This is a genomic window from Acidithiobacillus thiooxidans ATCC 19377 (genome assembly GCF_009662475.1).
Lineage (GTDB): Bacteria > Pseudomonadota > Gammaproteobacteria > Acidithiobacillales > Acidithiobacillaceae > Acidithiobacillus > Acidithiobacillus thiooxidans.
In genome coordinates, this window is the sequence record NZ_CP045571.1 from 1,757,535 (window position 1) to 1,782,698 (window position 25,164).

General features: G+C 49.8%; 27 protein-coding genes, 1 tRNA gene and 1 pseudogene. 27 read left to right on the forward strand and 2 right to left on the reverse strand.

What is annotated here, in order from left to right:
* Positions 1–191 precede the first annotated feature (191 nt).
* The 20 genes from GCD22_RS09310 (at position 192) to GCD22_RS09400 (ending at position 15,870) form a co-directional block, all read left to right on the forward strand.
* Positions 192–5,204 (forward strand): ribonucleotide reductase barrel domain-containing protein, encoded by a 5,013-nt coding sequence (locus GCD22_RS09310; RefSeq protein WP_153940744.1) that lies wholly within the window; start codon positions 192–194, stop codon positions 5,202–5,204.
* A gap of 88 nt (positions 5,205–5,292) precedes the next feature.
* The gene (locus tag GCD22_RS09315; protein WP_153940745.1) at positions 5,293–5,532 is read left to right on the forward strand and encodes a hypothetical protein; all 240 of its coding nucleotides are present in this window, start codon (positions 5,293–5,295) and stop codon (positions 5,530–5,532) included.
* Between the two features lie 178 nt (positions 5,533–5,710).
* Positions 5,711–5,842, forward strand: a complete 132-nt coding sequence (locus GCD22_RS18750; protein WP_280527700.1) for a hypothetical protein — start codon at positions 5,711–5,713, stop codon at positions 5,840–5,842.
* A 196-nt stretch (positions 5,843–6,038) separates the two neighbouring features.
* Positions 6,039–6,569, forward strand: coding sequence for a hypothetical protein (locus tag GCD22_RS09320; protein WP_211371661.1), 531 nt, complete (start codon positions 6,039–6,041; stop codon positions 6,567–6,569).
* Positions 6,570–7,098: 529 nt separating this feature from the next.
* Positions 7,099–7,272: a hypothetical protein gene (locus GCD22_RS09325; protein WP_153940746.1), complete on the forward strand. Its 174-nt coding sequence runs from the start codon at positions 7,099–7,101 to the stop codon at positions 7,270–7,272.
* A complete protein-coding gene (locus GCD22_RS09330) occupies positions 7,269–7,499 on the forward strand; it encodes a hypothetical protein (RefSeq protein WP_153940747.1) in 231 nt (76 codons plus the stop codon). Before GCD22_RS09325 ends, GCD22_RS09330 begins: the two co-directional genes overlap by 4 nt.
* 247 nt (positions 7,500–7,746) lie before the next feature.
* A complete protein-coding gene (locus GCD22_RS09335) occupies positions 7,747–7,971 on the forward strand; it encodes a hypothetical protein (protein ID WP_153940748.1) in 225 nt (74 codons plus the stop codon).
* A gap of 163 nt (positions 7,972–8,134) precedes the next feature.
* The gene (locus GCD22_RS09340; RefSeq protein WP_153940749.1) at positions 8,135–8,479 is read left to right on the forward strand and encodes a hypothetical protein; all 345 of its coding nucleotides are present in this window, start codon (positions 8,135–8,137) and stop codon (positions 8,477–8,479) included.
* Between the two features lie 31 nt (positions 8,480–8,510).
* Complete coding sequence (locus GCD22_RS09345; protein WP_153940750.1) at positions 8,511–9,017, forward strand: hypothetical protein; 507 nt, start codon at positions 8,511–8,513, stop codon at positions 9,015–9,017.
* Positions 9,018–9,409: 392 nt separating this feature from the next.
* Positions 9,410–9,865, forward strand: coding sequence for a hypothetical protein (locus GCD22_RS09350; protein ID WP_153940751.1), 456 nt, complete (start codon positions 9,410–9,412; stop codon positions 9,863–9,865).
* A gap of 46 nt (positions 9,866–9,911) precedes the next feature.
* Positions 9,912–10,292, forward strand: a complete 381-nt coding sequence (locus tag GCD22_RS09355; protein WP_153940752.1) for a phospholipase D-like domain-containing protein — start codon at positions 9,912–9,914, stop codon at positions 10,290–10,292.
* A 78-nt stretch (positions 10,293–10,370) separates the two neighbouring features.
* Positions 10,371–10,583 (forward strand): hypothetical protein, encoded by a 213-nt coding sequence (locus GCD22_RS09360; RefSeq protein WP_153940753.1) that lies wholly within the window; start codon positions 10,371–10,373, stop codon positions 10,581–10,583.
* A gap of 219 nt (positions 10,584–10,802) precedes the next feature.
* Positions 10,803–11,504, forward strand: coding sequence for a hypothetical protein (locus tag GCD22_RS09365; RefSeq protein ID WP_153940754.1), 702 nt, complete (start codon positions 10,803–10,805; stop codon positions 11,502–11,504).
* Positions 11,505–11,506: 2 nt separating this feature from the next.
* Positions 11,507–12,163 carry a ParB/RepB/Spo0J family partition protein gene (locus GCD22_RS09370; RefSeq protein WP_153940755.1) on the forward strand — a complete coding sequence of 219 codons (657 nt, stop codon included), beginning with the start codon at positions 11,507–11,509 and terminating at the stop codon, positions 12,161–12,163.
* 8 nt (positions 12,164–12,171) lie between these two features.
* Entirely contained in the window at positions 12,172–12,642 is a 471-nt protein-coding gene (locus tag GCD22_RS09375) for a hypothetical protein (RefSeq protein ID WP_153940756.1), read from the forward strand.
* Positions 12,621–12,896 (forward strand): hypothetical protein, encoded by a 276-nt coding sequence (locus tag GCD22_RS09380; protein WP_024894173.1) that lies wholly within the window; start codon positions 12,621–12,623, stop codon positions 12,894–12,896. The genes GCD22_RS09375 and GCD22_RS09380 overlap by 22 nt, the downstream gene beginning before the upstream one ends.
* 69 nt (positions 12,897–12,965) lie before the next feature.
* The gene (locus tag GCD22_RS09385; RefSeq protein ID WP_153940757.1) at positions 12,966–14,135 is read left to right on the forward strand and encodes a DUF7146 domain-containing protein; all 1,170 of its coding nucleotides are present in this window, start codon (positions 12,966–12,968) and stop codon (positions 14,133–14,135) included.
* Between the two features lie 193 nt (positions 14,136–14,328).
* On the forward strand, positions 14,329–14,691 hold the full coding sequence (locus tag GCD22_RS09390; RefSeq protein WP_153940758.1) for a hypothetical protein: 363 nt from the start codon (positions 14,329–14,331) through the stop codon (positions 14,689–14,691).
* 313 nt (positions 14,692–15,004) lie between these two features.
* Positions 15,005–15,080 (forward strand) — tRNA-Lys (locus GCD22_RS09395).
* Between the two features lie 124 nt (positions 15,081–15,204).
* Positions 15,205–15,870 (forward strand): site-specific integrase, encoded by a 666-nt coding sequence (locus GCD22_RS09400; protein WP_051690660.1) that lies wholly within the window; start codon positions 15,205–15,207, stop codon positions 15,868–15,870.
* Positions 15,871–15,933: 63 nt separating this feature from the next.
* Here the strand turns inward: GCD22_RS09400 and GCD22_RS09405 are convergent, their stop codons facing one another.
* Positions 15,934–16,188, reverse strand: a complete 255-nt coding sequence (locus tag GCD22_RS09405; protein WP_024894168.1) for a hypothetical protein — start codon at positions 16,186–16,188, stop codon at positions 15,934–15,936.
* A gap of 149 nt (positions 16,189–16,337) precedes the next feature.
* Complete coding sequence (locus GCD22_RS09410) at positions 16,338–16,607, reverse strand: hypothetical protein (protein WP_153940759.1); 270 nt, start codon at positions 16,605–16,607, stop codon at positions 16,338–16,340.
* Between the two features lie 712 nt (positions 16,608–17,319).
* On the opposite strand from GCD22_RS09410, the gene GCD22_RS09415 reads away from it, so the two are divergent.
* The 7 genes and pseudogenes from GCD22_RS09415 (at position 17,320) to GCD22_RS09440 (ending at position 25,134) form a co-directional block, all read left to right on the forward strand.
* Positions 17,320–18,318 (forward strand): LysR family transcriptional regulator, encoded by a 999-nt coding sequence (locus GCD22_RS09415; RefSeq protein WP_010639011.1) that lies wholly within the window; start codon positions 17,320–17,322, stop codon positions 18,316–18,318.
* Between the two features lie 122 nt (positions 18,319–18,440).
* On the forward strand, positions 18,441–20,132 hold the full coding sequence (locus GCD22_RS09420; RefSeq protein ID WP_010639009.1) for a proton-conducting transporter transmembrane domain-containing protein: 1,692 nt from the start codon (positions 18,441–18,443) through the stop codon (positions 20,130–20,132).
* Positions 20,132–22,540, forward strand: a complete 2,409-nt coding sequence (locus tag GCD22_RS09425) for a YbcC family protein (protein WP_031573297.1) — start codon at positions 20,132–20,134, stop codon at positions 22,538–22,540. The genes GCD22_RS09420 and GCD22_RS09425 overlap by 1 nt, the downstream gene beginning before the upstream one ends.
* A gap of 84 nt (positions 22,541–22,624) precedes the next feature.
* Positions 22,625–23,503, forward strand: a complete 879-nt coding sequence (locus tag GCD22_RS09430; RefSeq protein WP_226856148.1) for a DUF6671 family protein — start codon at positions 22,625–22,627, stop codon at positions 23,501–23,503.
* Between the two features lie 94 nt (positions 23,504–23,597).
* Positions 23,598–23,836: pseudogene (locus GCD22_RS18510) on the forward strand (transposase); the annotation flags it as partial.
* A 486-nt stretch (positions 23,837–24,322) separates the two neighbouring features.
* Positions 24,323–24,742, forward strand: a complete 420-nt coding sequence (locus GCD22_RS09435; protein WP_029316370.1) for a mercuric transporter MerT family protein — start codon at positions 24,323–24,325, stop codon at positions 24,740–24,742.
* Between the two features lie 68 nt (positions 24,743–24,810).
* On the forward strand, positions 24,811–25,134 hold the full coding sequence (locus tag GCD22_RS09440; protein ID WP_244947514.1) for a heavy-metal-associated domain-containing protein: 324 nt from the start codon (positions 24,811–24,813) through the stop codon (positions 25,132–25,134).
* Positions 25,135–25,164: the final 30 nt, after the last annotated feature.

Genomic DNA, 25,164 nt, shown 5'->3' on the forward strand with positions numbered 1-25,164 from the left:
GCAAGATCCGTTTCCACTGGCGCACCCGGCGTTTTAACGCCCACTCAGCCTGAGCCCAAAGAATGCCTGGCTATGGCCCCTCTTCGGCCAAATCCAGACATTTTTAACGCCTTATGCCCATAGGCCGTTACCGGACGTAAACCGGAACACCCATTCTTAACGGGCATTTTTGCCCCTCAACAGGAGGTATCATGCATACCATTAAACGTGACGGGACATTAGTTCCGTTTGACGCAACGAAAATCGAGAAGGCCATTTACACGGCCTTTCTCAAGGATGCGGACGGCGTGATGCGCCCCGGCGCCTCTGAAGCCTCTACATCCATACGCGATAAAGTCACGGCCATCACAGCCTTGGTCGTCGCCAACCTGAATCGTCGTAGCAATGACGGCACCGTCCATATCGAAGACATTCAGGACCAGGTGGAACTGGCGCTGATGCGCTCCGGTGAACACAAAGTCGCCCGCGACTATGTGTTGTACCGGGAAAAACAGGCGCAGCAGCGTCTCCAGCAAAAGCAGACTGATCAGCCGGAAGGTGTACAGGAAAGGGATTTCTCTATTCGCCGTGCAAACGGTGACGAAATCTATCTAACGCGTGACATGATTCTGAAAAATCTTGAATCAGCCTGTCAGCGTTGGGATTGGCAGGGCAATGCCGATCTGGTCATGAAAAGCCTCCTCAAGCTGCTTTTTGATGGCATATCTGAAGACGAGTTTGTTCAAGCCAAAATCATGGCCACCCGTCCACTCATCGAGACTGACCCGATGTATGCCTATACTGCCGGGTTTTTTCTTTTAGAAAAAATACGTGCAGAGGCATTTTGTCAAAATCCTTCTGATGTGTTTATTGGTGGTTCTGACTATGACGCGAACAACTACCCGGCAAACTATTTCCAGGATTACATCCGGAAAGGGGTTGCCATCGAACGCCTGGACAAGCGGTTGCTGGATTTTGATCTGGACAAAATGGCCGAGGCCATTGTCCCGTCCAGAGATCTGCATTTTCAGTACCAAGGCTTGCAGATTTTGTATGACCGCTATCTCATTCACGAGAACGGCATCCGTCTGGAATTGCCACAGGCTTTATGGATGCGGGTTGCCATGGGCTTGGCGGTGAATGAAATTGACCGGGAAAAATGGGCGATAGCGTTCTATAACGTCCTGTCCACTTTCCGGTTCGTCAGTTCCACGCCGACCCTGTTCAATGCCGGAACCACCCATCCCCAACTCTCCAGTTGTTATCTGACCACGGTACCGGACGACCTGGACGGGATTTTTGAAGCCGTCAAGGAAAACGCCCTGCTCTCGAAGTTCAGTGGTGGACTGGGGAACGACTGGACCCCTGTACGGGCTATGGGTTCCTGGATTAAAGGCACCAATGGCAAGTCTCAAGGGGTTGTTCCCTTCCTCAAGGTCGTGAATGACACGGCAGTAGCGGTCAATCAATGTTTTGCACCGGATACACTGGTCCATACCCAGGACGGGCCACAACCCATCAGTCACATTCAAAAAGGCGATCTGGTTTTGGGTGTGAGCGGCACCTATCGCCAGGTGGATGCCCGCATGACCTACGCACAAAACGATCCCATGGTGGAAATTCGGATTAAACACAGCTTGATGCCTATCCAGGTCACCACTGGGCATCCCGTCCTGGCGATTCAAAATGTCGTTCTGGGCGAAACTTCTGCCCGCACCTTGAAACGCCTGGAGAACGGAAAGCTGTCACCCACTTGGGTCGATGCCGGAAATCTGCAGGTGGGCGATTACGTCGCACAGACGATTCCTGGAGAAGTTATCCCCGTTGCCGGCTTCACCGATGAAGAGGCCTATTTGTATGGCATCATGCTCGGTGACGGTCATGTGGCTCAAAAACAGGGCGTAAACCGTGAGTACGGTGTCACGCTCAACGCAACCAGCAAGGCACATCTGGCACAGTTCGTCCGTCAGTATCTGCTCGAACACGATATCCATTTTTGGGAAAACAGCGCACATGGCAGTGTGGTTCAACTGCGCTGGGCCTATGGACGGACGTGTTTACGGGATGCAGTCAACGGTCAATTTGTGGCCGGAGAAGAGGCTCCTGTCCTACCCTTTGACTTTGCGGATCTCTACAACGCCAAAGGTGAAAAAAAGGTTTCTGCCCGTTTTCTGCACTTGCCTGAGTCACAAACCTTAGCCATTTTGAAAGGGCTATTGCAAACTGATGGGCACCTCGCACGCGGTAAGGATATCCTTTTTACCACGGCCTCCCTTACGTTGGCAGAAAATGTACGTTACCTGCTGTTACGTTTGGGCATACCCAGTTCTGGACGCCAACGCGATCGCCGCGATGAAGTCCATACGGCAACGCGCAAAGATGGCAGTCAGGATACCCTCAGTGGTGGGCTGTCTTATGAGCTGCGCATCCCAGCGTATCCCAAGATTGCGGCATTACTGGGATGTGAACCCGTGCAAAAGCACATGGCCCTGCGCATCGGGCGATGGTTATTTTCGCGGGTCACCTCCATAGCCGATATCACTCCCGTACCCTTTGTTTGCGACCTGAAAGTGGAAGGTGACGAAAGTTACATGACCACTGCGTTTCTTGCGCATAATGGGGGCAAGCGCAAGGGAGCCGTCTGTGCCTATCTCGAAACCTGGCACCTGGATATCGAGGAATTCCTCGAGCTCCGCAAAAACACCGGTGATGATCGGCGCCGCACCCATGACATGAATACGGCCAACTGGATTCCCGACCTGTTCATGAAACGGGTGATGGATAACGCCGAATGGACCCTGTTCAGCCCCAATGAAGTGCCAGACCTGCACGAATTGTACGGTACCCGTTTTGAAGAACGCTATGCGGAATATGAAAGCATGGCGGAAAACGGCCAACTGGAACAGTTCAAGAAAGTGCCGGCGGTGGAGCTTTGGCGGAAAATGCTGACCATGCTGTTCGAAACTGGTCATCCCTGGATTACCTTCAAGGACCCCTGCAATGTGCGCAGTCCACAACGGCATGCCGGGGTGGTGCATAGTTCAAATTTATGTGTTGCCCCTGAGACGCTGGTCCTTACAGATAAAGGACATCTCCCCATTTCCAGTTTGGTGAATAAAACCGTAAAGGTTTGGAATGGCATGATGTTCTCTGAGACAACCGTACACCAAACAGGGGTGAATCAGCCGCTTGTTGAAGTACGGCTGGATAACGGTGCCACACTTTCGTGTACGTCATATCATAAGTTCTATATTCAAAATGAATATGGAATCCCAGCCAAAGAAGTACGGGCTGGCGATTTAAAAGCGGGCGACAAGCTCATCAAGTCGGAATATCCCGTCATTGATGATGCTACGTGGCCAGATTTTCCTTATGCTTACACACACGGATTTTTCTGTGGCGATGGTACATACGGCAATGGCCGTCCAAGGCTGTCCTTGTATGACGTAAAAAAACAACTCACACCGTTTCTGGATATTAAAGCGGGAACGGGCGTTGTAGATGCGTCTGGGCGGCTGAATTTTACCCTGCCTTTTGATTTGCCGGAAAAATATACTGTGCCTATGCATTTTAGTCTGAAAAGCCGCGTACAGTGGTTAGCAGGACTGTTTGATGCGGACGGAACAGTTACCAAAAATGGGAATGCATCATCCATACAGATCGCTTCAATCTATCCTGATTTTTTAGAGTCAGTGCGGTTGATGCTTCAAACTGTGGGCGTTTATAGCACCGTATCCCTTCTTGCAGAGCAGCGTAAGGTGTCTCTGCCTGACGGGAAAGGTGACTCAGCCATGTATGATTGCAAACCCATCTATCGTCTGATGATTGCGCATAATGGACTACTCATGCTGAACAAGCTGGGTTTTATGCCACACCGGTTGAAAATGCCCTTAACGACCACACAACGTCGCGCTGAGCACTTTGTGCAGGTTGTTGAAGTCAAAGATAACGGAAGAACAGACGATACATACTGCTTTTCAGAACCGATCCGCCACATGGGTGTTTTTAATGGCATCCTCACTGGACAGTGCACAGAAATTACTCTGAACAGTAACGACGACGAAACAGCGGTATGCAACCTGGGTTCGGTCAACCTGATGCAACACCTCATCACCAATCCGGTTATTTCAGAACATGGCGATGATTTGGAAACAGAAGATTGGCCTTATGACCAATTGCGTGAATCCATGACGCCTGTAAACGCACTCCGGCATATCAACAAGGAAGCCCTTTTTGAAACGGTCGGAACCGCTATTCGCATGCTGGATAATGTCATTGACATCAACTTCTACCCGACCAGAAAAGCCCGCAATGCCAATATGCGGCACCGTGCCATCGGTCTGGGGGTCATGGGTTTCGCGGATGCTTTACAGGCATTACGCATTCCCATGGACAGCGAAGCAGCCGTCACTTTTGCGGGTGTATCGCAAGAAGTCATCTCGTTTGCGGCCATTCAAACATCGGCAGATTTGGCCGTTGCGCGTGGTTCGTACTCCAGCTTCCAGGGTTCGGATTGGAGCCGTGGCATTTTGCCAATCAATACGGTTCAACGCCTGGAGATAGAACGGGGTATGGAACTTCTGACGGCCCAACAACCATCGGCTATCGACCCCGATTTGTGGGATGCGGTTCGTGTCAGAGTGCAACACGGCATACGGAACAGCAACATCATGGCGATTGCACCGACCGCGACCATCTCCAACATTGTGGGCGTCAGTCAGGGCATCGACCCCATCTACCAGAACCTCTATGTCAAATCCAACCTGTCCGGGGAATTCACGGTAGTGAACACCCAAATGGTGGCCGACATGGAAAAACTGGACCTGTGGGATGACGTGATGGTCAATGACCTCAAATATTTCGATGGCAGCCTGGCGCATATCGACAGAATTCCCTCCTGGATGAAAAGACTGTATGCCACTGCTTTTGAAATAGACCCCCTCTGGCTGGTCCGAATGACCGCCGAACGCCAGAAGTGGATTGACCAGTCGGTGAGCCTGAATCTTTACATGGCAAAACCCTCTGGCAAGGCTTTGGATAACCTCTACAAGCAAGCATGGTTGTACGGGCTCAAGACCACGTACTACCTGCGCACTATGGGGGCGACCTCTGCAGAAAAATCCACCGTCACCGAAGGTACCTTGAATGCCGTACAGGGCGGTACGCCTGCACCGGCCATAAAGGCCTGCCTGATCGATGACCCCACTTGCGAAGCCTGCCAATAGCAGCGTGTTCGTCGAGTTCATCTCTTTATAACTGTTTTTATTTCATGCGTGCCCGTTGATTCGGGCACCCCTTTTCGAGGTGTTTCTGATGCCACTCCCCTTACCTGGAAAATCTGCGGAAAGATCGGAATGGTTGGCCGCTTACGAAGCCCATTATCAGCACTATCTCTCCATGGTTCATCCTGACCGAATGGGTATAGCCTGGAGTCATTCCATGGTGGAATCTTCCCTGGGACCGCACTGGTGGCATCTGTTTGGGCCACATGAGCGGACCTTATCTGGATGGAAGCATTTACAATCCACCGCAAAATCCCATCGTTCTGAATAATCCGCACAAGGTATTTTCCCCAACCTATCGTCCTTCGAGAGGCTGGGAAAAACCCCTTACGTCGAAAGACCGTTACCGGACGTAAACCGGATTATTTAACACCCCCCAATGGGCGCTTTCCCATGGGGGACTGCTCACCTGCGAGGGTAATTACATCCCTCTTGGGGAAGGAGCAATTATGCGTCATTACAAAGCGGTCGCAATAGCGGTAGCAACTTCCGGCCTTATTGCCGAGAAGTGGGAATTAGACCTTGCGGCAGGTGCTGCATGGTTATTTTTGCAGGAATGCACCCTTCATTGTTCGCGTTAAAAACGAACAGGGCATTGTGCCGGCGAGGCTTGAACATGTGCTATCACAAGAGTGGATTCTGAAAAAACAGGATTACCCACATCAATTCTTTTACACACTGTCTGCGCGTGGCGCACAGGTTGCGCGAGAGGCGAACAACGTTACGGCATGGTTGTAACAACTTAATACCATGTCTTCATTACAGGAGGTGTCTATTATGCGTGTTTTTACGGACAAAAAAACGGGGAAGACCTTTGTGGAAATACCAACCAGGGCTCCGTCCAAGATGCAGATTTATGCGAAAACCTTGGCCTTTGCCACAGGCAAAACGCTCAAAACCATGATTCGAGAAGCTACAGAGCGTTTTCTGAAAGAGAAACCTTGGGAGCACGGATTGAAGTGGCGGCCGACCAAGGGATTGACCTATACAGTGAAAGATCAGATCGGCCAAAAAGAGGCCACAGGCTGGATGCAGGTCAATATCCGGTTACCAGCGGAATTAGGGAATGCTTTGGAGAAGCTGGCTGTTCAGCAGAATGTATCGGTCTCTTCCGTAGGCTATACCCTGTTGTATTGGTGGACGTGGTGGGTGTATCCGCCGGCGTCTGAACGCGCACGGCGCGAGGCGATTCTTCGTCGCGATTCTAAGGAAATGGAAAAAAACGAAAAAGAATACCTCAACAAAAAGCGCCAAGAAGCAAAGCAGGATGATAATGACAACGACGACTCCCCTGACACGGAGGTGTAATGGTACATCGGCATTAAAAATTAAACGTAGCACTATTTTTTGTGCCCCTGTAAAATGATAGGAAGCCTCGTACTGTAGCTCCTATCACACAATTAAAGGAGAGTATTTATGCCATTCCAGGTGGGGATCATCGTCACACTGGTCGTCTTCGTCATTGGTGCAGGATTGCTAACAGCATTCGCAATCCGTGGCATCAAGAATGAAGATAAGCAAGCAGGTAAGTAAGTCATTTCTTGCCAGGCCTGATCATCACCACTCACAAGCCGCCGCTCAGTCATCTCATTGATGCTGCGCGGCCTCTCCTGCTATGAAAACCATACTTATTTTTCAAATAAACAAAGGATGTTTGGGTATCTGAAAAATTTGTTGCTTATATGCGACTCTTTACTGGCCGTTACCAGGGAACGAGCACTACCCAAAAAGGTACACAATCCCTATAGACACCACCAGCTTTAGGTCTGTCATTTATTATGGTTGCCATTTTGACAGATTAATCAGACAAATTTACCCTGCCAGAAAGGACAGCTTTATGGATACTGCCATGCAAGAAGCGACCACATTCATGTTTTGGGTAATGATCTTTGGGATCGCCGGTCTCATTTCCATGATATCTTTCGCGTGGTTCTTCAGCGAAAATGAAGTGCGGCGAAGGCTGGCAAAAAAACACAGGCCAAAAGAGAGCATGAAGGAGCAAAAACTATGAACGAAAAAGTCAACAAAGTTGCAAAGACGCTTCTGATCTCAGCAGGAAATGTATTCACCATTCTATTTTTTCTGTCGGCAGCCATTGCCGCAATGGTAGGGCGATGGGATATTTCAGCCGGCTCTTTAGTAGTGGTGTTTATTGGTGTAGTGATTCTGTACGCCACCAAGCAATTACCATTGTCTTTGAAAGATCTGGATGACACGAAGAATCACAAGCAAACCTAACATAACCTCTTAGCCGTTCCGCCTCACTGGGAAGCATGAAATTCCCCAGTGGGGATATCTGTATCCTCCGATGGTCTTTTTTTTGCAAAACACCTCTTTTGGGGTTGGGCATCCCCCAACCTTTCCCATACCTACTACCTGTCGTGGTTATGGGAAAGGTTTCCCTGATCCTTTGGATCCGTTACTGGACGTTACCAGAAACCCCGTAGTCAGTGATGCAACTGACTCTGTTACAGGAGTGTACCTCATGAGAAACCCATCATTACCTGTGCTTGTTGTTGACCCCAAAGGACATGTCTACGTCAAAAAAGAACAGCATACCCTACGAGGTTATGTGGGTATGGCTTTTGACTATGTTCTGCAGCAATTCGTGCTTATCGATATGGTGCGCGGCATCCTGGAATACCTCGTATCCACAGATTTTGAAACAGCACAACTCGAACTGGAATATATGTTTGGGAAATTTTCTTAGCCATCTACAGGCTATCCGCTAATCACCTACTGAATTTATAAGGAGTTTATATGTCTGATTTAGAATTTGATGGCACCACCGTGGAGTTCAATGGCGGCGCATCACTGCTCAGAATCCATGGAGTACCAACCCGGTACAGGAAGGCGTGGTACCGGCAATCTGTATGAATCGTATCGGGCATGTATTTCACGATGAGGTAGAAACTGGATGGCTATCACAAGTCATTCAGAACTCGGTTGCGCCGAGTGATCCAAATGAATATCACACCATCAGCATGGATGAGCTTCCTGCGGCTTGCAAAAAAGCAGCCTATCGGGAAATGGCCTCTTTATTGTTCGGTTACACACCAGACAGCGCACCTGCCTTGCGGAAATTTACCGTCGTCCGTTCCGACCATTTCTTCGAGTGCCTGGCTGAAAACGAGACCCATGCTGCAGAACAAGCCATTGATGCACGGCCAAACGAGGAAATACAAAACGTCGTTCTCACGGATTACGCGGTTTTGTAATCCACCATACAACCACACTCAGGAGTATTTCATGAGAGCTAACGATTTTGTCAAACAAGCAGAAAAATGTCGCACCGATAAGGAAGCTGAAGCCCTGTGTGAAAAATTGCAGAGCGCTTTTCTTGGCACCCCGGAATTCTGTGGGTTTTCTGCCGATAATGCGGAATCCTATATGGAGGGTGAGACACCGCATCTGCATTTTGAAATGAATTACGCCATTAGCAATGTCTACATTTTAGCAGTTGAGCCCATTATTCGTGAATCTCAACTGAGTATAGGCATCGCACTGCAATTCATGAATGACGGACTTGGCCTGCATAGCAGGTCCTGGACAACCAAAGACGAGGAGGTCATTGAAGTCGGTAAAGACAGTGATATCACCATCGAAGCACTGGCTCAGGATGCCCTTCAACTTGCGTTCGATTTTCACACCAAACTTGCTGAAGAGTCCGGCCTGGGCTTCACGCACGATGCAGCAAGAGCCGCTGTGGAAGCAGCTTGGGCGAAAAAGTCATATCTTCAGAAAAACAATCGCTGAAGTAGATAAGCGAGGTTTCGACGCGTTATGGCTCAACCTTTTTCTCATTGCGCCGTCCACATTTTTGATTAAGTCCCAACCCGGCATTATCGGGAACTCACCCGGCAAGGGCGTTCCCGATATGCAGTCAATATTCGGTTGCCATTTTGACGAATCAATCTGGCAACTCTGCACCGAAAACGCATTTAAATGAGCACAAGGTCTGGGCTGATATAGCCCAACCTTTTCTAACCGAACTGGCCACAGCTTCGTTAGAAAAGGTTTCAGATTTTTCACGCTCGTTATCCGAGTCGCCACCCAGCGTTATAGGGAATATCCGCCCTTACAGGGCATACATCCCCATCGGGAAACTCACCCGGTCGGGGAGTTCCCAGCTCATTCAGGAGAATTCCATGATGAAATACTTGAAAGCTGTTGTTGCTCTTATTGCTGTGGTTGCTCTAGCCGGTTGCGCCATGCAGCCACTTTCCTATCATCGGTACGCCTACACGGAAAATCTCCGAACCCAAGCTTTGGCAGAAGGTACGGTCATCCGTTGTCAGCCTATCCGCATCCGTAATGTCGGCGGTCAGTCGGCTAACAGTTTTGCGGGCGGCCTGGGCGGCGCGGCCGTCGGGTTTGCCATTTCCTCCACCCCTATAGCGGCCATAGCTGGCGCATTAGGTGGAGCAATTCTCGGCCATGCACTGACCCCAGACGCCCACAAAGGAACTGAGGTCATGGTGAAACTCGACGATGGCCAGCTGTTGGGGGTTCCGGAAGTCGGCAACCCTCACCTGGTAGCGGGTGAGCAAGTGGCCATTTTGCGCGGAGAACACGGACGCACGCGCGCCGTTCCATTGCACTAATCATCAATGCCAGGGCCTCAAACCCTGGCCGTATCATGGAGGCAAAATGAAAGCTGTAATCACCCAAAAAAACGTAGAACATGGTCGATTGCCTAATAAGCTAATGATCAATGTTTACACTGGTGTGGCGAACAATGAAAACATTGTTACGTTAAAGTTCTACATCAATAAAAATAACGATTCTGACTATGTTTATGCAACTTTGCTGGTTGCAGACATAGAGCAAGGCGTTGAGATATTTTCCAGCGTAAAATGTCGCGCAGTGGGCACTGATGGTCAATCATCAGCTTTTGCGCGCGCATTGGAAGCTGCTGGCATACAAGTTGATGAAGTCATATCCGGTGCCGGGCATCCAGCTATAAAGGGTGCCATAAGTGCCATCATGAGAGCGCTGGGCTACACCGAATACAATGTAATCAACGTGTAAAACCGGCAATCAATCTCAAACACAAATCTACGGCGATGGCTATTTTGTCAATTACTGATGTCTTATCAGGAGCTTAACATGACGAAGATTAAATACTGCTACATCACCAAACGGCAGATTTACACTAATGAACTCTGCGTCGAAGGAAAAACCGCGAACGGCCATTTGCTGTTCGGTTTTTTTACGCAGGAAACCTACCCGGGAAGTTGGCGGGAACAAGCGCTACGGCGCGTTCCCTCTGCTTATATTCCGGTTTTCCAGGCCAACGCCCCAGCAAAGCTGCGCGCCTGATTCTCCTTTTCCATCTGTACTAACGCAAAGCCACCGAACCTCTCCGTTCGGTAGCTTTTCTCATATATTTCGCGGGATATATCAGAAAAGCTTGGTCTTACGCCAGTTCCTGGCCGTTACCGGACGTAAACCGGATCTCATTTAACCCCCCTATCGCGCCATACGCGCATCTCCCCATCCCCATTTGAGCGTCTCCATGACGCACAACAAGGAGTAGCTATGCCTATTTATGATGGAACCAGCACGGGCGGTACCCGTGGCTGCGGCTCTCGGGTCAAAGGCGGCATTTACCTTTGCACCGGATTATCGGAGCACGGATCTCCGCTGGAAGCTTTTTTAATCGACCCCGTGGTGCCCTTTGATGCGGCTCCCGGGGAATCTTTCAGAACCCCGATCCTTCGGGAAAATCCCTACATCCCCGGGGTCTTTGATGCCTATGTCTGGGTCGGAGAGTCCTTCTACCCGTCCCTGGTGGATTATGTAGAGGAAACCCGTCAAAAAGGGGCCTCTCGGCGGGTCAGCCCACTGCTGGACCTCAGCAAACTGACCCCAGGGAAAAGCCGGATGATTTTTATTCATCCCAAAGCTTATACCGAACACCTCAACCTCCCCGCTAACGGTTGCCCCAAAGCCATAGAAGATCATGGCAAGGATGAACCGTGCATCGGCGCTCATTGGCACTATGCAAAGTCCCTGGGCAGTTTGATGACCGGTGACCAAACCGCCTCTATTGGCGACGTCACCTATTCATTGCCTGAACAACAAGACGCCCCGGAAGACTGCCGACCGGGACTTTTCCTCGCGCTGCCAATTACTCACATCGAGTTTGAGGATAACGGCGAAGCCTTACCCAAGTCGGTCACCGAAGCATCAGAGGCAGGATATGACGTCCTGGTGATGCATGACCCACAAGGAGCCTAATCATGGTCAAAACCACTTTTAAAAACACCCTCATGTGTGGGGTATTCGTTGATGATTTACCTCTCCATCGCATCGAAATCCCAGATGGCAAGGCCCCGCGCAATCTCGTGCGCAGTATCCGTGAACAGGGGCTTATAGAACCACCCGTTCTTCTGGAAACCCATTATGGCGAGCAGATTTTCCAGGTTCTCGCCGGTATTCGGCGTCTGCAGGCTATCCGTGAAATCAATCCGGAGGCCCATGTCGTGGCGATTATTCGCAATGACGCGCAGGCCAGTCCCGCCGTCACCATTACCGAAAATCTGGTGCGGTCCAGAAACTACGCGTCTGAAATACAGGCATTCAGAGAACTGCATAAGCAGTCCCTGAGTGATGATGATATTCAGAAGCAGCTGGGCCTGTACAAGCGCGACGTCAAAAAACTCGCACAACTTTCCAATCTTTCGGACAAAGCAGAAAAAGCCCTGGAGAACGGCAAGATAGCTCCTTCAGCGGCTTTGGTTTTGGCCAAGATGGGGAAACATCAACAGGATGATTTCTTTGCAGAACATCCCGATTCCGTCTCCCGATACACCCTGGCATCCGTCAAGGACTGGAGAATGAAGCAGTTATTGCCCGATTCTCAATTGTCCTTCCTCGCGGATATGCCCTTCAACTAAGGACATTCATGATGAGCAAAGTACAAAAGCATCACACGATGATGACCGGTAACGGCGAGGTCTTGCATCCGGTCAGTCTTTTTGATTTTTCAGATATCGACGAACCCCCTGCACAGCCGAAGCGGAAACCATCCCGCGCCCATTCCAGGGCCATTCCAGTCAATGACATCGATTTTCTGGATGATCTGTTTGATGACGAGCCTGTTCCGGATTTTACCGGTGAAGAAAGGCTGGAATTACACAAAGCCCTGCTTGAAAAGTCTTGCGAGCAGCTGCACGAGGCCATTGAACAGCGCGATCTTCCGTTAATTCGGGACATTCTCAGCTGGTTCAGCGACCCCTCTTGGCGACCTTATGGATTCCGTGTCTGCGCGGCATTAACCGACGTGGACCCGGAAGTCTTTCTTTATCAAACCTTCCTGAATCTGCAAAAAAAAGGCATCACGGAGGAAATCTTATGCTTGAATCCATCCCATTAACCGGTCTCAAACCGGTTTCTTCAAATCTGTTTTATCAGTCCCTGGCAGGGGCTGAGCCCCACGACCCCATCACGGTAACCGCTTCCAGAAGTGCCACCTGCTCTACGCCTGGTCAGGATGTTTATATTGACCGCGAAAGGCAATGCATCATCACTCGAACCAGTTCCGGCATCTATGTCTCTCAGCAGAAAGGTCCGGAGGCGCTGGATGCCCAAATCGCTCTCCTGGAACGCCTCTCTCGTCTGCATTCCTGAACGGCAAAAGATTTTTTAGCCGGCAGTCCTCATGACTGTCGGCATTGCGCTTTGTACAGGAGAATATTTATGCAAAAACGTTATGACGCTGCGGTTGTGCGGCAGGAGGCGCGTGACCAGTGGGATATGATACTCAGTTATCTGGCACCCGAAATTGAACCCGCCCTCCAGCATCCAGGCAAACACATCCCCTGCCCCGTTCATGGCGGTAAGGACGGATTTCGTGTTTTCAAGGATGTTCGGGAAACGGGCGGTGGAATCTGTAATACTTGTGGCAGCCAGTCCGATGGTTTTGCCTTGTTGATGTGGTTACGCAACTGGGATTTTGTCACCACCCTGAAAGCCGTGGCAGAATTACTTGGTACGGGTGAACTTCAGGAATTTACACAACGGCGGGCGCCCGCCCCGCCCAAGGTGCCAGAACGGATGAATGCCAGTAAGCGGTTAAGCGATACCTGGACCCAAAGTATTCCGATAACGGATACTCGGGCAAAGGCGGCGAGAAATTATTTTGAATCTCGCGGTATTCCTTTGGAAGGTTGGTTGCATTTAATCCCCAACCCAGATGCGGTCATCCGGTTTCATCCCAGCCTGACTTATTATCAGGAGGGTGAACTCAACGGCCGTTTCCCCGCTCTCTTGTGTCTGGTCACCGCCAAAAATGGCGATGCGGTCAATCTGCATCGCACTTATCTCGATCCGGAAGGGCATGGAAAGGCTCCAGTATCCGCACCCAAAAAGTTGATGACGCCATTGCCTGGGAAAAGCACGTCTGGCGCAGCCATTCGGCTCGGTCCCGTCGTCAATGGCGTCGTACAGGGTGCCGAAGGTCTGGAAACGGCTGCTGCGATCATGACCGCCCGGCAAAAACCTGTGTGGGGTCTCATTTCGGACACCATGATGGCGGCCTTTGAACCACCCGATGAGGCCCACAGTGTCGTTTTATGGGCAGACAAGGACAGGCCACAAATGATTCATGGCAAGCAGGTCTGCCCTGGTATAGAAAGCGCGCAAAAAGCGGCACTACGATTGCATGAGCAGGGCCGTAGAACCCGTATTGTGTTACCCCAACATCCGATTCCAGAAGAGGCAAAATCCCTCGATTGGCTGGATGTATTCAATCTCTACGGAGCCGAGCAGGTAGGACCGGCACGGTCAGTCGTGCAAATACCCGCGCATGGATCCAAACAATCGTCGGGGTTACTTTCCCGGGTCGCCTCTATCTGGCGGGCCGTTTGATAACACAAAGATCATATTCAAAATTACCTCGCATTGACCACTTTAGTTCCAAACCGCATCTTTTCAGGTGCGGTTTTTTTTGGCTTCTGTCCGTATGGACCAGTACTGGCTGTCTCCAGATCTCCCCATGCACCCATTCAGGTGCTTTCACGCAACCGGGAGAACCGGTTTTTAATACACAAGAGAGGTAATTATGATCCATGTAACCGTTGAGATGGACGTCCTGGCTACGGCCACCCTGTCCTACCCTGATGACGCACTGAAAGACATCGTTGAACGGGTCGATAACGACCGCGACCAGTTCATCAAAAAACTCAAGCTTAACCGAAAATCAGCAACCTCCATGGTCATCGTTGAGGTCCATGACAACCAGGGCCAGAGAATCATGGGACGTACGCTGGTTGAACCCAACTATGCAGATGCCGGCTGTTTCCTGGAATCAGCCATTATGAACACCACTCCGAAAGACATGTACACCGCTCTCCATAGCCTGTGCATGGATGAGGAATATATTGTGGGAATGCTACCGCACCTTGCGCGGAAGTTCCTCCCCTGAAGACGTACCCGGTTGTCAGCCCGTAGCCTCTGAGCATCCGCTCATGCTGCGGGCTTTTTTGTGTCTGAAAAGTGCGGAAACCTGTCATGTGCCGTCATGCGGAATCATGCAAGCGCAAGGCTGAAAGTAAACGTAAAGTAAACGTAAACGGTCCCAGCCGGTTAGTGATGATTGATTAAATTTGAGGAAAACCATCATAAGATACGTCCCTAAAACTATCGGCCACGCTTTTTATCACATTGAATAAAAAGAAGATATTAACGGTTGAACAATACGATACAAGCATGTAGAATAATCACAGTTTAAAGGCATTGGGTTGTTAGCTCAGTTGGTAGAGCAGCTGACTCTTAATCAGCGGGTCGTGGGTTCGATCCCCTCACAACCCACCAAATAAAACAAAGTTTTAGACTTTTATCTAAGCCTTTTTTCTTTGCCATATCGAATTTGCACCGTAATTGCACCACAGTCCAGTCTGGTTTAACCTCTCGTTAGATACTCATTGCGGGAGGCTATATGGCATCTATCATTCCAAGTTATGACAGAGAAGGTGAGCGTATCGGCTGGCAGGTTGCTGTCCGTAAAAAGGGGTTCCCTGCTCAGTACAAAACCTTTCGGACACGGAAAGAAGCGGAAGGATGGGCCACCATCACCGAATCCGAAATGGTGCGTGAGGTTTGGAGAGACCGTAGCGAAGCGGAAAGCACCACGCTCAAGGAGTGTCTTGAGCGATACGCGCAAGACATCATACCGACGAAAAATGGCGACGGTCGCCGTGAACGAGGGTTTGCTCGACAATGGCAGGCCCGACCAATTGCTTGTTGCTTTATGGCTTCCATTGATGGTCAAGATGTCTCGGCATCCATTAAAGAAATGGAATCCGAGGGTAAAGCGGCGAATACGATACGGCTGCACCTTGCCCTACTCTCTCATTTGTTTGAGGTTGCTCATAAGGAGTGGCGCATGGCATCCCTCATCAATCCTGTTGAACTAGTGCGCAAGCCCAAATTGCCCCAAGGCCGTGACCGTCGCTTAGTGGATGACGAAGAATCCCGCCCACTATCCGCCTGTCAGTCCATCAATCCAGAGCTGGCGTCGATTGTCCGGTTTGCCTGCGGGCGTGAGTCCACCCCTGGCATGTTCCGGGCAGGCCACATACCAGTAACCGTCACGGACCAATAAGGTGCCCGGCAAACCGCAGTGCTCACAAATTCGGCGGGAGCGATTCTCATATTCTTCGACGATCTAAAACAGCGCATGTTTCTGCCGGTCTGTCAACACGCCGTCATAGCCATAATAATAACGCATTGTCCCGAATTTCTGTTTGACTTCATGGACGTGAATACGAATGCCATGCCCCTGACCGTAGATTTCCAGCGTCTGTGACAAAGCACAAAGCAATGGATACCAGCCGTCTTCGCACCAGAAATGATTTTCCCGGTAGTGGCTGTACAGTGCGGGATAATCCCGCCGCAAGGCCTGTTCCAAGGCAATATCCATGTGTATTTTCTCCCCTTATTTTTCTTTAGAGCACGGGCGCATTTCCCAGCGTTACGCGCTCCATTCCGGTGGCCGTAGCATGGCATCGTGATTGCCCAGCACTGGATAAAACCAGGGCGCATCCAACAGATCCAATGCCGCAGCGCTGTTTATTCGGAAACCTGCACGTCATTGGGCAGGCGGTCATCGTCTGCCAGATAGTAACGTCCGATATCCACCAAGCCTTCGCGCAGGCTCAGTTCGACGGGCGTTTTTGGATCACGCGCGGACATCGGGTCGAAATCTTTGTCCAGCAGATTTTGTTCAATGCCATTCCAGATGGACAGAAAAACATCTGAACGCTTATTACCAGCGGCTTCCACGTCCTGTTTGAGTTTTTCGCCAAGTGCGAGGAGTTGATCTTTGTGGGATGCGGTCATGTCAGCCTCCTTTTTGTGGAATGACAGTAGTCTGTAGCATATCAAATATATACATTCTTTTCAGATATCCTGTACTATGGCAGCATGCGGTTTTGTTTTTTTGGTTATACAAAAAATCAGATCGAAAGCTCCCTCCTCCTTCTGTCATCAATGTCTACAACGCTGACTGCATTTGTTGCGCCATAGTCTGGTCTGGACGATGAATTTCTGCAGGGAGTGTGTGCTGATACTTTTCGGGTTGGGAGTGAAATGGTAAAAGCTTTGTGAAACTTTTAGCTGGACAGGGCCTGATTGGGCTGCTCTGCAGTTCTTCCAACCAAGGGCAGGCCCAGACTGAAAGCAGTCGTTCGTATCAGGAGGATTGCCGTACATAAAAATTTTAATCAACTGCTTGCTGATGTTTGCTCGATAGCATAGTAATATTTATTACAATATGACCGTATCAGAATCTGCCAGAGGTATTTAAACAGGTAGTTTTTTTCTTATATGGATTATATTGAGCATACGCAGAAAGGATTCTGCACGGTTTGATGCGGTTCCCGTGGAGAGTATAGCACGACTTCACTAAGCTGATCCCCTTGAAATTCTTTCTGAAAATTTTGGCTTGCGGTCTTGGAAGCCTACATTCCATCAAAAAAGTCTCACAACATTCGCATTGAAAGAAGCTAATATATCAAGGTAGAATCCATCTAGGGAGCGCATAGGTTTATTTATGAATAACAAGCAAAATCAAGAAGAAAAATCGCGATCCTTTCATTCGCTTTTGCGCCATGTGACTTTTCGGCAATTGCAGATTTTTTCTACGGTTATTCGCATGAAAAGTTTTACCAAGGCAGCGGATGAGCTCTTTCTGGCACAGCCAACCATCTCCTTGCAAATGAAAAAACTAGGAGAAGCGATAGGGCTTCCTTTATTTGAATCAAGCGGAAAAGAAATTCGACCCACTGATGCCGGTCAGGATCTGTATGCAGCCTGCCGGGAGCTATTTCGTACTTTTGAAAACCTGGAAACACAACTTGCTGATCGCAAGGGAATACGTCGGGGAAAATTACGCTTGGGCGTGGTGACTACTGCCAAATATATTGCTCCGGAGCTACTGGCGGCTTTCGGTCAGCAATTTCCCGGCATCGAGTTTGCCATGACAGTCAGCAATCGCGATGAAATCATTCAACGCATCCAGAATGGGGAAGATGATCTCTATGTCATGGGACAGGTACCCGACAACGAGGTTGATGTAGAGGCTATTCCTTTTGCATTGAATCCCCTGACGGTCATGGTACCGCGAGGACACCCTCTTACCCGTCAAAAAAAACCTGTCCCACTGCACGCTGTTGCAGAAACTCCCTTTCTCATCCGGGAACCGGGATCAGGAACGCGGCATGCTTACTTGCGCCTATTTGAGGAACAAGGCTTGCGGCCCCGGATCACTATGGAGCTCAGCAGCAATGAAGCGATCAAGCATGCTGTAGCAAGCAGTCTGGGAATATCCATTCTCTCCATTCATTCACTGGCACTGGAAGGAACCAGTGGCCCCATTGAGGTCCTCGAGACGGAACAGTTTCCAATCTTGCGTAAATGGTTTTTGGTCTATCCCCGAAACCGGCAACTCTCCCTAACAGCAGGAAAATTTTTGGACTTCTCTGTTTCTCAGGAACCCTTCATTACTAATCGCCTCGTGCAGTTATGGCCTGAACTGGCTCGATATCTCTAATAATTTCCGCGCGGACTTGATATATTTATAAAAGTAAATATATTTAATTTATATATTAAATTAGAATAAATATTAAAATTTTATTACTGTCTTCCTCGGTCATTTGAACCCTGGAGGTAAGTATGTTTTCAATAGGTTCCATTCCCTGGCTTACAGGAGCGTTGCTGGCAGCATTGCCTGCCGGACTGATTGTAGCCGCCATTCCCAATGCGCGGACAACAAGACAATCCGCTCTGTCTTATCGTTACCGCGTACGTTGGGCGGCGATCTCCGCCTTGGCGATAGCAATAGCTGCAGATATTGGTTTTTTTTGGGGCGCACGAAGTGATTTGATCATCACGGAAATTCCTCTTGCCGTTCTGCATTTTGATTTTCCCTTGTCAATTGCCGTCAATGGTTTGACCTTGCTCCTGGCCACTCTGGTGTCTTTCGTGATTGTCATGATTGCGCAGTACAGCGTCGGCTATCTGGATGGCGATCCTCATCAAGCCCGTTTTTTTCGTCTGCTTGCACTTACGGGCGGTTTTTTTCTGATCGCTGTGGTTTCAGGAAATATCGGCCTGTTTACCCTGGGCATTATCATCATGGGGTTCAGCCTGAACAAGCTCTTGAAGTTTTACGCTGATCGGCCCAAAGCGATCATGGCCGCCCATAAAAAGTCGCTTTTTACCAGAGCCGCCGATATGGCCCTGGTGGCGGCTACCCTGCTCATCGGGCAGCAAGTTGGCAGCCTCGAGTTTGCTTCCATCCGTTACTTTGTGGAGCACTCGGAAAGTATTCCCTGGGCTTTGCAGCTGGCTGCCTGGTTGATTGTGATGGCAGTGATTCTGAAAAGCGCTCATTTTCCTTTTCAAGGCTGGTTGATTCAGGTCATGGAGGCACCGACCCCGGTATCCGCTTTGATGCACGCGGGCGTGGTATATAGTGGTGCCATTATAGCCCTTCGCACCAGTTCGCTCTTGATACGCGTTCCTGATGCACTGATTTTACTGGGTTTCATGGGCCTTGCTTCGGTGATTATTGCCTCGCTGGTCATGACTACCCAGACTTCCATCAAATCCATGCTGGCTTGGTCAACTACGGCGCAACTGGGATTCATGTCACTGGAATTGGGTCTTGGCCTGTTCCCTCTGGCATTGCTGCACTTGACGGGTCACTCGCTTTACAAGGCGCATGCGTTTCTGTCTTCGGGCAGTGTCACCGATCAATTGCGGCAAGTACCAACCGGGGGTAAGAAAATACCCGGCATGGGTTCATGGCTATTGGCGACGGTGCTGGGAGCGCTGATTGCCGGGGGAGGTGCATGGCTTTTCGGAGAAAATCCACTCCAAAATCCGACCTGGTTCGCATTGGTGATGATTGTCGCCATAGCTATCTCGCAGATCATGATCAGGGGCTTTCTGTTCAGCACGATGCCTGATCGGGTTACGTCCTTAATCGTTGCCATAAGCATGGGGTTTACCTATCTGGTTCTGCATACACTTTTTGTGTGGGGTTTCACTTCAAATCTGACCCGCTCCTTGCCCGTTGTATCGGTTTCCTACCTCGCACTGGTTGCCTTGACGGCCATAGGGTTTCTGATACTGAGCTGGTTACAGGGTCCCGGACGCAGATTGTTGCCTCAAAATCTGCAGATGATCCTGTTTACCCATCTTTACAATGGGTTATATACAGATTACTGGGTAGAGCAGATTTCGCATCGCTTTTGGTCCGAACGCGTCAGTGTGCAACTCCCACGCAAAAATCTTGCCGTGGAATCCTTACAAACCATCGCACAAAACCAGAATATTCCTGAAAAGTCTGGAGGCATCTAATGAATACAAGCAATACAGTAAATACCGAACAACTTTTTGATCGAGTGATGCGCCGGATTGCTCCGGTCTGGCCCCTGGACAGTTTTGTAGCCGTCAATCCTTATTGGGGGTTCGCCGACCAACCTTTTTCGCAGGTAGCCGCACAGCTTCAGGAGACGGTTGGCGAGCGGGTATTGATGGATCGACGCTGGTATGCAGATCTTCTGCAAACGGGCAAGCTGGATATGGCCGATATTCTTCAGGCCGCAGAAGATCTGGGCCAGTCCACAGACGAAGGAGACTGGAGAGCCTATCTCCGGGAAGATCCCGAATTACCCATGCGCCTGCCCCGATTGCCGGAATTAATGGATCGTCGGGGACATGCTTCCATTTCACAGTACGTGGTAGAGCAGATCAGTCACTTTTTGGCGGCCTATTATGATCGGGGGCAATCCTTGTGGAGTTTTCCCAAGGACAACCGGCTGGGACTCTATGCGACTTGGCGGCAATACACCCTTACGGATCGTAGCCTGGGTCCTTTAGGACTCAAAAAAATTCGTCCCGGGCTGCTCGCTATGCCAGCCGATGCGGCACAGGCGAGAATATGGGCCTTGCAACATCTGGCCATTCCAACAACTGCAGAAGAGGCCTATTTACTGGTACTCCTGAAATCCGTTGGAGGCTGGGCCAGCTGGTGTCGTTATCTGCTTTGGCAGGCAGAATTGCAAGGCGATCAGCAAGAGGATCTCGCTGATTTACTCACCATCCGCATGGTTTGGGAAGCGCTTCTGCGTCAGGTAGCGCAACCCAAGATCATCGAGCGTTGGCGGAAACAGATTGAGGGATGGATTGTTGACAACAAAACTTCGGATAATGCCAATGCCGAGCGGGGAGAAGTGCTGCTGCGCGCAACGGAAATAGCCTACCGTCGACAGGTGGCAACGAAAATTCGTCGCTCACCGGCGCAAAAATCCCAGAGCAAAGCTCAGGTACAGGCTGCCTTTTGTATTGATGTCCGTTCGGAAGTGTTTCGGCGGCATCTTGAGGGTGTTTTGCCTTCGCTGGAAACGATTGGATTCGCAGGATTCTTTGGCGTGTTAATGGATTATCAGCGACAGGGAGATGCTGGAGCAAGAACACAGTCGCCCGTCCTGCTCAACCCCAGTGTGCATGTCCAGGAAGAGGCACCCGAAGCCGTTATTCAAAACCGATTTCGTCGCTTACGCCGGGGAGCTGCATGGAAACAATTCAAACTTTCGGCCTCGTCCTGTTTTTCTTTCGTGGAAACCGCCGGTCTGTCTTATGTGGGCAAGCTACTGGCAGACAGCTTAGGATGGCACCGGGCTTCCGTACCCCCCGACGAAGCAGGTTTGAATGCAGCGGAAAGAGCCAGTCTGCAGTGTGTTCTGCCCGGGTCGTTAACCCTGCAGGAACGAACCGCCATGGCTGAGTTTATTCTGAATGGTCTGGGTTTGAATCGGGGAATGGCCCCCATGGTTCTACTCGTAGGTCATGGTAGTTCCACCACCAATAATCCGCACCGTGCGGGACTGGATTGTGGCGCTTGTGCCGGGCAAACCGGGGAGGTAAACGCCAAAGCTGCAGCGCGTTTGCTCAATGATGCCGGGGTTCGGGAGGCTTTGGTGCAAAAAGGTTGGGATATAAAGCCTGATACCTGCTTTGTGCCGGCGCTGCACGATACCACTACGGATCAGGTGGAGATTTTGGGTGAGTGGAATAACCCCAGACTGGACAACCCGCTTCTCGAAGAAGTACGTGAGGCGCTGGCTAAGGCAGCCAACCTTACCCGACTGGAAAGGATATTGCGCCTGGAGGCTAATCTGCAGGATCAGGACGCTGTCGCCAAAAATATGAACTTCCGGGGCCGCGACTGGTCGCAGGTCCGTCCCGAATGGGCATTGGCAGGTAACGCCGCTTTCATCGCTGCTCCACGCTGGCGCACGCGGGAAATGAACCTGGGAGGGCGCGCCTTTCTTCACGACTACGATGTAGCCAAAGATCCGGATTTTGCAGTTTTGACGCTGATTATGACGGCACCGCTGATTGTGGCCAACTGGATCAACATGCAGTATTACGGCTCTATTGTGGATAACCAGCGCCAGGGCTGTGGGAACAAGGTGCTGCATAACGTGGTGGGAGGCACTATCGGGGTTCTGGAAGGGAACGGGGGGGATCTGCGTATCGGTCTTTCTGAACAGTCCTTGCGGGATAGTAACGGAGGGCTTCAGCACGAGCCATTGCGTTTGTCTGCCTTCATTGAAGCGCCAACGGAGGTGATGGATCGCATCATCGGGAATAGCACGATTCTGGGCCAGCTTGTTGATAATCGCTGGCTCACTATTGTGCAAATTGCTCCCGATGGCAGTCTCTTTGAGCGTCGTGCCAAAAATCAGTGGGTATTGATGTAGTTGTTTCCAGGGTATGGAACAGGATTCCATGCCCATATCAGCTACACAAACAGCCTAAAAGCAATCTTATTAGGGGAGAACGCCATGCATTCAAAACCATTCCCAACCAATCAGGAGTCTATGTCTTATTATTTAAAAAAACATATTGCATTTATAACAAAACATGGAAAAGAGGCGGTAATTATTCCAGTTCTAGAAAAAAATTTGCAATGCTACATAACGCATGTAAAGCATTACGATACTGATCAACAGGGTACTTTTACCCGAGATATTGAAAGGGTTGACAATCAGTTAAATACTGCCCGACATAAAGCAAGGATTGGCATGGAGATGAGCGGGCTCAATTTAGGCTTGGCCAGTGAAGGTGCTTTTGGCCCAGATCCTTTTACGGGTTTGATCCCCTGGAATCGAGAAATCATTGTACTCATTGACAATGAGACAAAGACTGAAATTATAGGAGAAGCACAAGGGCCGGGTAATCACCAGCATCTCATCACTTCAAATTGGTCAGAAGCATTAACTTTTGGTAAAAAAGTGGGATTTCCTGACCAGTTAATCATTATTCGGCCTGATCATGAAAGTGATAACAGGATAATAAAAAACATAACCAGTTGGGATCTATATGAAAAAATATTCCATGATGTGATTAACAACTCCACTACAGGATATGCTTTTATTGAAACAGATGGTCGGGCTTACGCCAATCCGAAGAGGATGGAAATGATTGCCAAGGCAACAAAAGATTTGCTCATAAAAATGCAATCCTGTTGTCCTGACTGCGGAACTCCCGGATTTACTGTAATCGAGCGCTTTCCAGGATTGCCTTGCAAGAACTGCAATGGACCTACCAAGATATTTTATATGGATTTATACGCATGTCAAAAATGTGGAGAACACAGGGAAATAAGATGCACAGATCAGGAATGGGCGGATCCTCTTTATTGCGATTTTTGCAATCCATGATCATGTTAATATTTTTTTATGCATATCGAAAAAACTCTCTATTTCGATTGTATATGATAAAAGATAAACAGTTGGAAGGAACAGGATATGACCGATGAAGCCCAGAAAAAGCGCGATCAAAACCGACCTGTTTTCCGCAGATCTGTACCATCGGAACAGGGTCAGTTGAAATCCACTTCTGCGGATTGGCTGCCATATCGATTTTACGGCACTAGCAGCGCAGGTATATGGCGCCACCCATCGGTCGATGGGTGGCCGCACGTCCTATCCCACCGAAGTTATGCTGCGGATCCTGGTATTGAAGGTCTGTATAATCTGTCAGATGAACAGCTATCGGATGACGGTAATTGTTGCAATTGCAGACTGAAAGCGGTCATTCAGCAGCGGAAAGCAAATGGCCCAAAGCAGTTATCCAAGTTGAGTATCACCAGTGCCCGGAGCTAGGCCATAAATTGCTTTATCTGGCCGATACATTGCTGTGAAAATTCAATGTGATTCATAAACTGAATCTGGCTGGGGTAAAAAACCCAGGGTCTATTATCCTTTTGAAGCTCAGTTTCAGCAGCAGGTGATAGAAAATCATTTCCTGATGATTTCGGGGAAGTAGATCGATACCCAGCCATAGATGATCCCCGTGGAGTAGTACTTCAACATCACTACCGATCTCCACGTCAAAGGTGGAACCTGCGGACCAGCGACTCGAGGCCTCTACCCTGAAATGGAGGTCATGCTTGACACCGTACTATGCTACGGCATCTATAGTCCTTAGTAGACATGTTGAAGAACGCTTCTATCCAGGTGAGTGGAGGTTCAGACGTTATGAATACTAAAGTCAGTAAATCGGATCCACAGGGATCTGGCTGCGCCACCAATAACTCGAATATGCAGAATGTCCGACCAAGGGGGCTATGGGGGTTGTTAGTAGCGGTCGTAGTGGGTTTCCTGGCTTCCGCTTGCTGTGTCTTGCCGCTATTGCTGATTGTGGCTGGTGTAGGCGGCGCATGGATGGCTAACTTGCGGGTGCTTGATCCTTACGCCCCTTACCTGGATGTGGTCGTGTTGCTTTTTTTGGGATACGCCCACGTTCAGAATTATCGCGAAAAAAAGGCGCTGGCCTGTAGTTCGTGTTCGATGGTTGGACGATTGGGCCGTTGGCAATCCCCTCTTTTATGGGCGGGTACCGTTTTGGTTATTGTCTTTCTGGCATTGCCGCATGTGTTGCCCGGCTTGTTGATGTAGTTCTTTTAAATTGCAATGAACTCAAGGAGACTAAAATGCACATAAAGATAAATTCAGGAAAAAATCTGGTGTTAATATCTGCGCTTTCACTGCTGGCAAGTGGCGTGCTCGCTATGTCTTTCGCGTGGGCTGGCACGCCTTCTTCTGCTGCTGTCGTGCAGGCAGCTTCTGTTACGTCGGTATTCAGCGTGCCGTCAATGAGCTGTGGGGATAAGGCCTGTGAAACGGCTATTTATATTGCACTGCATCGCATCCCGGGTATGCAGCATATCCATATTGATGACATGAAAAGGACGGTGACGGTGACCTATGATGCCAAAAAAGTGAGCCCGTCTGTTCTCCTGAAAACCTTTAGGAATATTGGGTATCCGGCTTCTTTGGCGCATGCTTGATTCGCGTATTGAATTACGAATACAAGGAGT

Excerpts from the sequence above, each read along its gene's own strand:
- GCD22_RS09370 (WP_153940755.1), top strand. The coding sequence starts at position 11,507 with ATGGTCAAAACCACTTTTAAAAACACCCTCATGTGTGGGGTATTCGTT.
- GCD22_RS09350 (WP_153940751.1), top strand. The coding sequence starts at position 9,410 with ATGATGAAATACTTGAAAGCTGTTGTTGCTCTTATTGCTGTGGTTGCT.
- GCD22_RS09375 (WP_153940756.1), top strand. The coding sequence starts at position 12,172 with ATGATGAGCAAAGTACAAAAGCATCACACGATGATGACCGGTAACGGC.
- GCD22_RS09365 (WP_153940754.1), top strand. The coding sequence starts at position 10,803 with ATGCCTATTTATGATGGAACCAGCACGGGCGGTACCCGTGGCTGCGGC.
- GCD22_RS09325 (WP_153940746.1), top strand. The coding sequence starts at position 7,099 with ATGGATACTGCCATGCAAGAAGCGACCACATTCATGTTTTGGGTAATG.
- GCD22_RS09405 (WP_024894168.1), bottom strand. The coding sequence starts at position 16,188 with ATGGATATTGCCTTGGAACAGGCCTTGCGGCGGGATTATCCCGCACTG.
- GCD22_RS09355 (WP_153940752.1), top strand. The coding sequence starts at position 9,912 with ATGAAAGCTGTAATCACCCAAAAAAACGTAGAACATGGTCGATTGCCT.
- GCD22_RS09315 (WP_153940745.1), top strand. The coding sequence starts at position 5,293 with ATGCCACTCCCCTTACCTGGAAAATCTGCGGAAAGATCGGAATGGTTG.
- GCD22_RS09435 (WP_029316370.1), top strand. The coding sequence starts at position 24,323 with ATGAATACTAAAGTCAGTAAATCGGATCCACAGGGATCTGGCTGCGCC.
- GCD22_RS18750 (WP_280527700.1), top strand. The coding sequence starts at position 5,711 with ATGCGTCATTACAAAGCGGTCGCAATAGCGGTAGCAACTTCCGGCCTT.
- GCD22_RS09335 (WP_153940748.1), top strand. The coding sequence starts at position 7,747 with ATGAGAAACCCATCATTACCTGTGCTTGTTGTTGACCCCAAAGGACAT.
- GCD22_RS09410 (WP_153940759.1), bottom strand. The coding sequence starts at position 16,607 with ATGACCGCATCCCACAAAGATCAACTCCTCGCACTTGGCGAAAAACTC.
- GCD22_RS09330 (WP_153940747.1), top strand. The coding sequence starts at position 7,269 with ATGAACGAAAAAGTCAACAAAGTTGCAAAGACGCTTCTGATCTCAGCA.
- GCD22_RS09420 (WP_010639009.1), top strand. The coding sequence starts at position 18,441 with ATGTTTTCAATAGGTTCCATTCCCTGGCTTACAGGAGCGTTGCTGGCA.
- GCD22_RS09415 (WP_010639011.1), top strand. The coding sequence starts at position 17,320 with ATGAATAACAAGCAAAATCAAGAAGAAAAATCGCGATCCTTTCATTCG.
- GCD22_RS09345 (WP_153940750.1), top strand. The coding sequence starts at position 8,511 with ATGAGAGCTAACGATTTTGTCAAACAAGCAGAAAAATGTCGCACCGAT.
- GCD22_RS09425 (WP_031573297.1), top strand. The coding sequence starts at position 20,132 with ATGAATACAAGCAATACAGTAAATACCGAACAACTTTTTGATCGAGTG.
- GCD22_RS09340 (WP_153940749.1), top strand. The coding sequence starts at position 8,135 with ATGAATCGTATCGGGCATGTATTTCACGATGAGGTAGAAACTGGATGG.
- GCD22_RS09400 (WP_051690660.1), top strand. The coding sequence starts at position 15,205 with ATGGCATCTATCATTCCAAGTTATGACAGAGAAGGTGAGCGTATCGGC.
- GCD22_RS09385 (WP_153940757.1), top strand. The coding sequence starts at position 12,966 with ATGCAAAAACGTTATGACGCTGCGGTTGTGCGGCAGGAGGCGCGTGAC.
- GCD22_RS09380 (WP_024894173.1), top strand. The coding sequence starts at position 12,621 with ATGCTTGAATCCATCCCATTAACCGGTCTCAAACCGGTTTCTTCAAAT.
- GCD22_RS09320 (WP_211371661.1), top strand. The coding sequence starts at position 6,039 with ATGCGTGTTTTTACGGACAAAAAAACGGGGAAGACCTTTGTGGAAATA.
- GCD22_RS09310 (WP_153940744.1), top strand. The coding sequence starts at position 192 with ATGCATACCATTAAACGTGACGGGACATTAGTTCCGTTTGACGCAACG.
- GCD22_RS09430 (WP_226856148.1), top strand. The coding sequence starts at position 22,625 with ATGCATTCAAAACCATTCCCAACCAATCAGGAGTCTATGTCTTATTAT.
- GCD22_RS09360 (WP_153940753.1), top strand. The coding sequence starts at position 10,371 with ATGACGAAGATTAAATACTGCTACATCACCAAACGGCAGATTTACACT.
- GCD22_RS09390 (WP_153940758.1), top strand. The coding sequence starts at position 14,329 with ATGATCCATGTAACCGTTGAGATGGACGTCCTGGCTACGGCCACCCTG.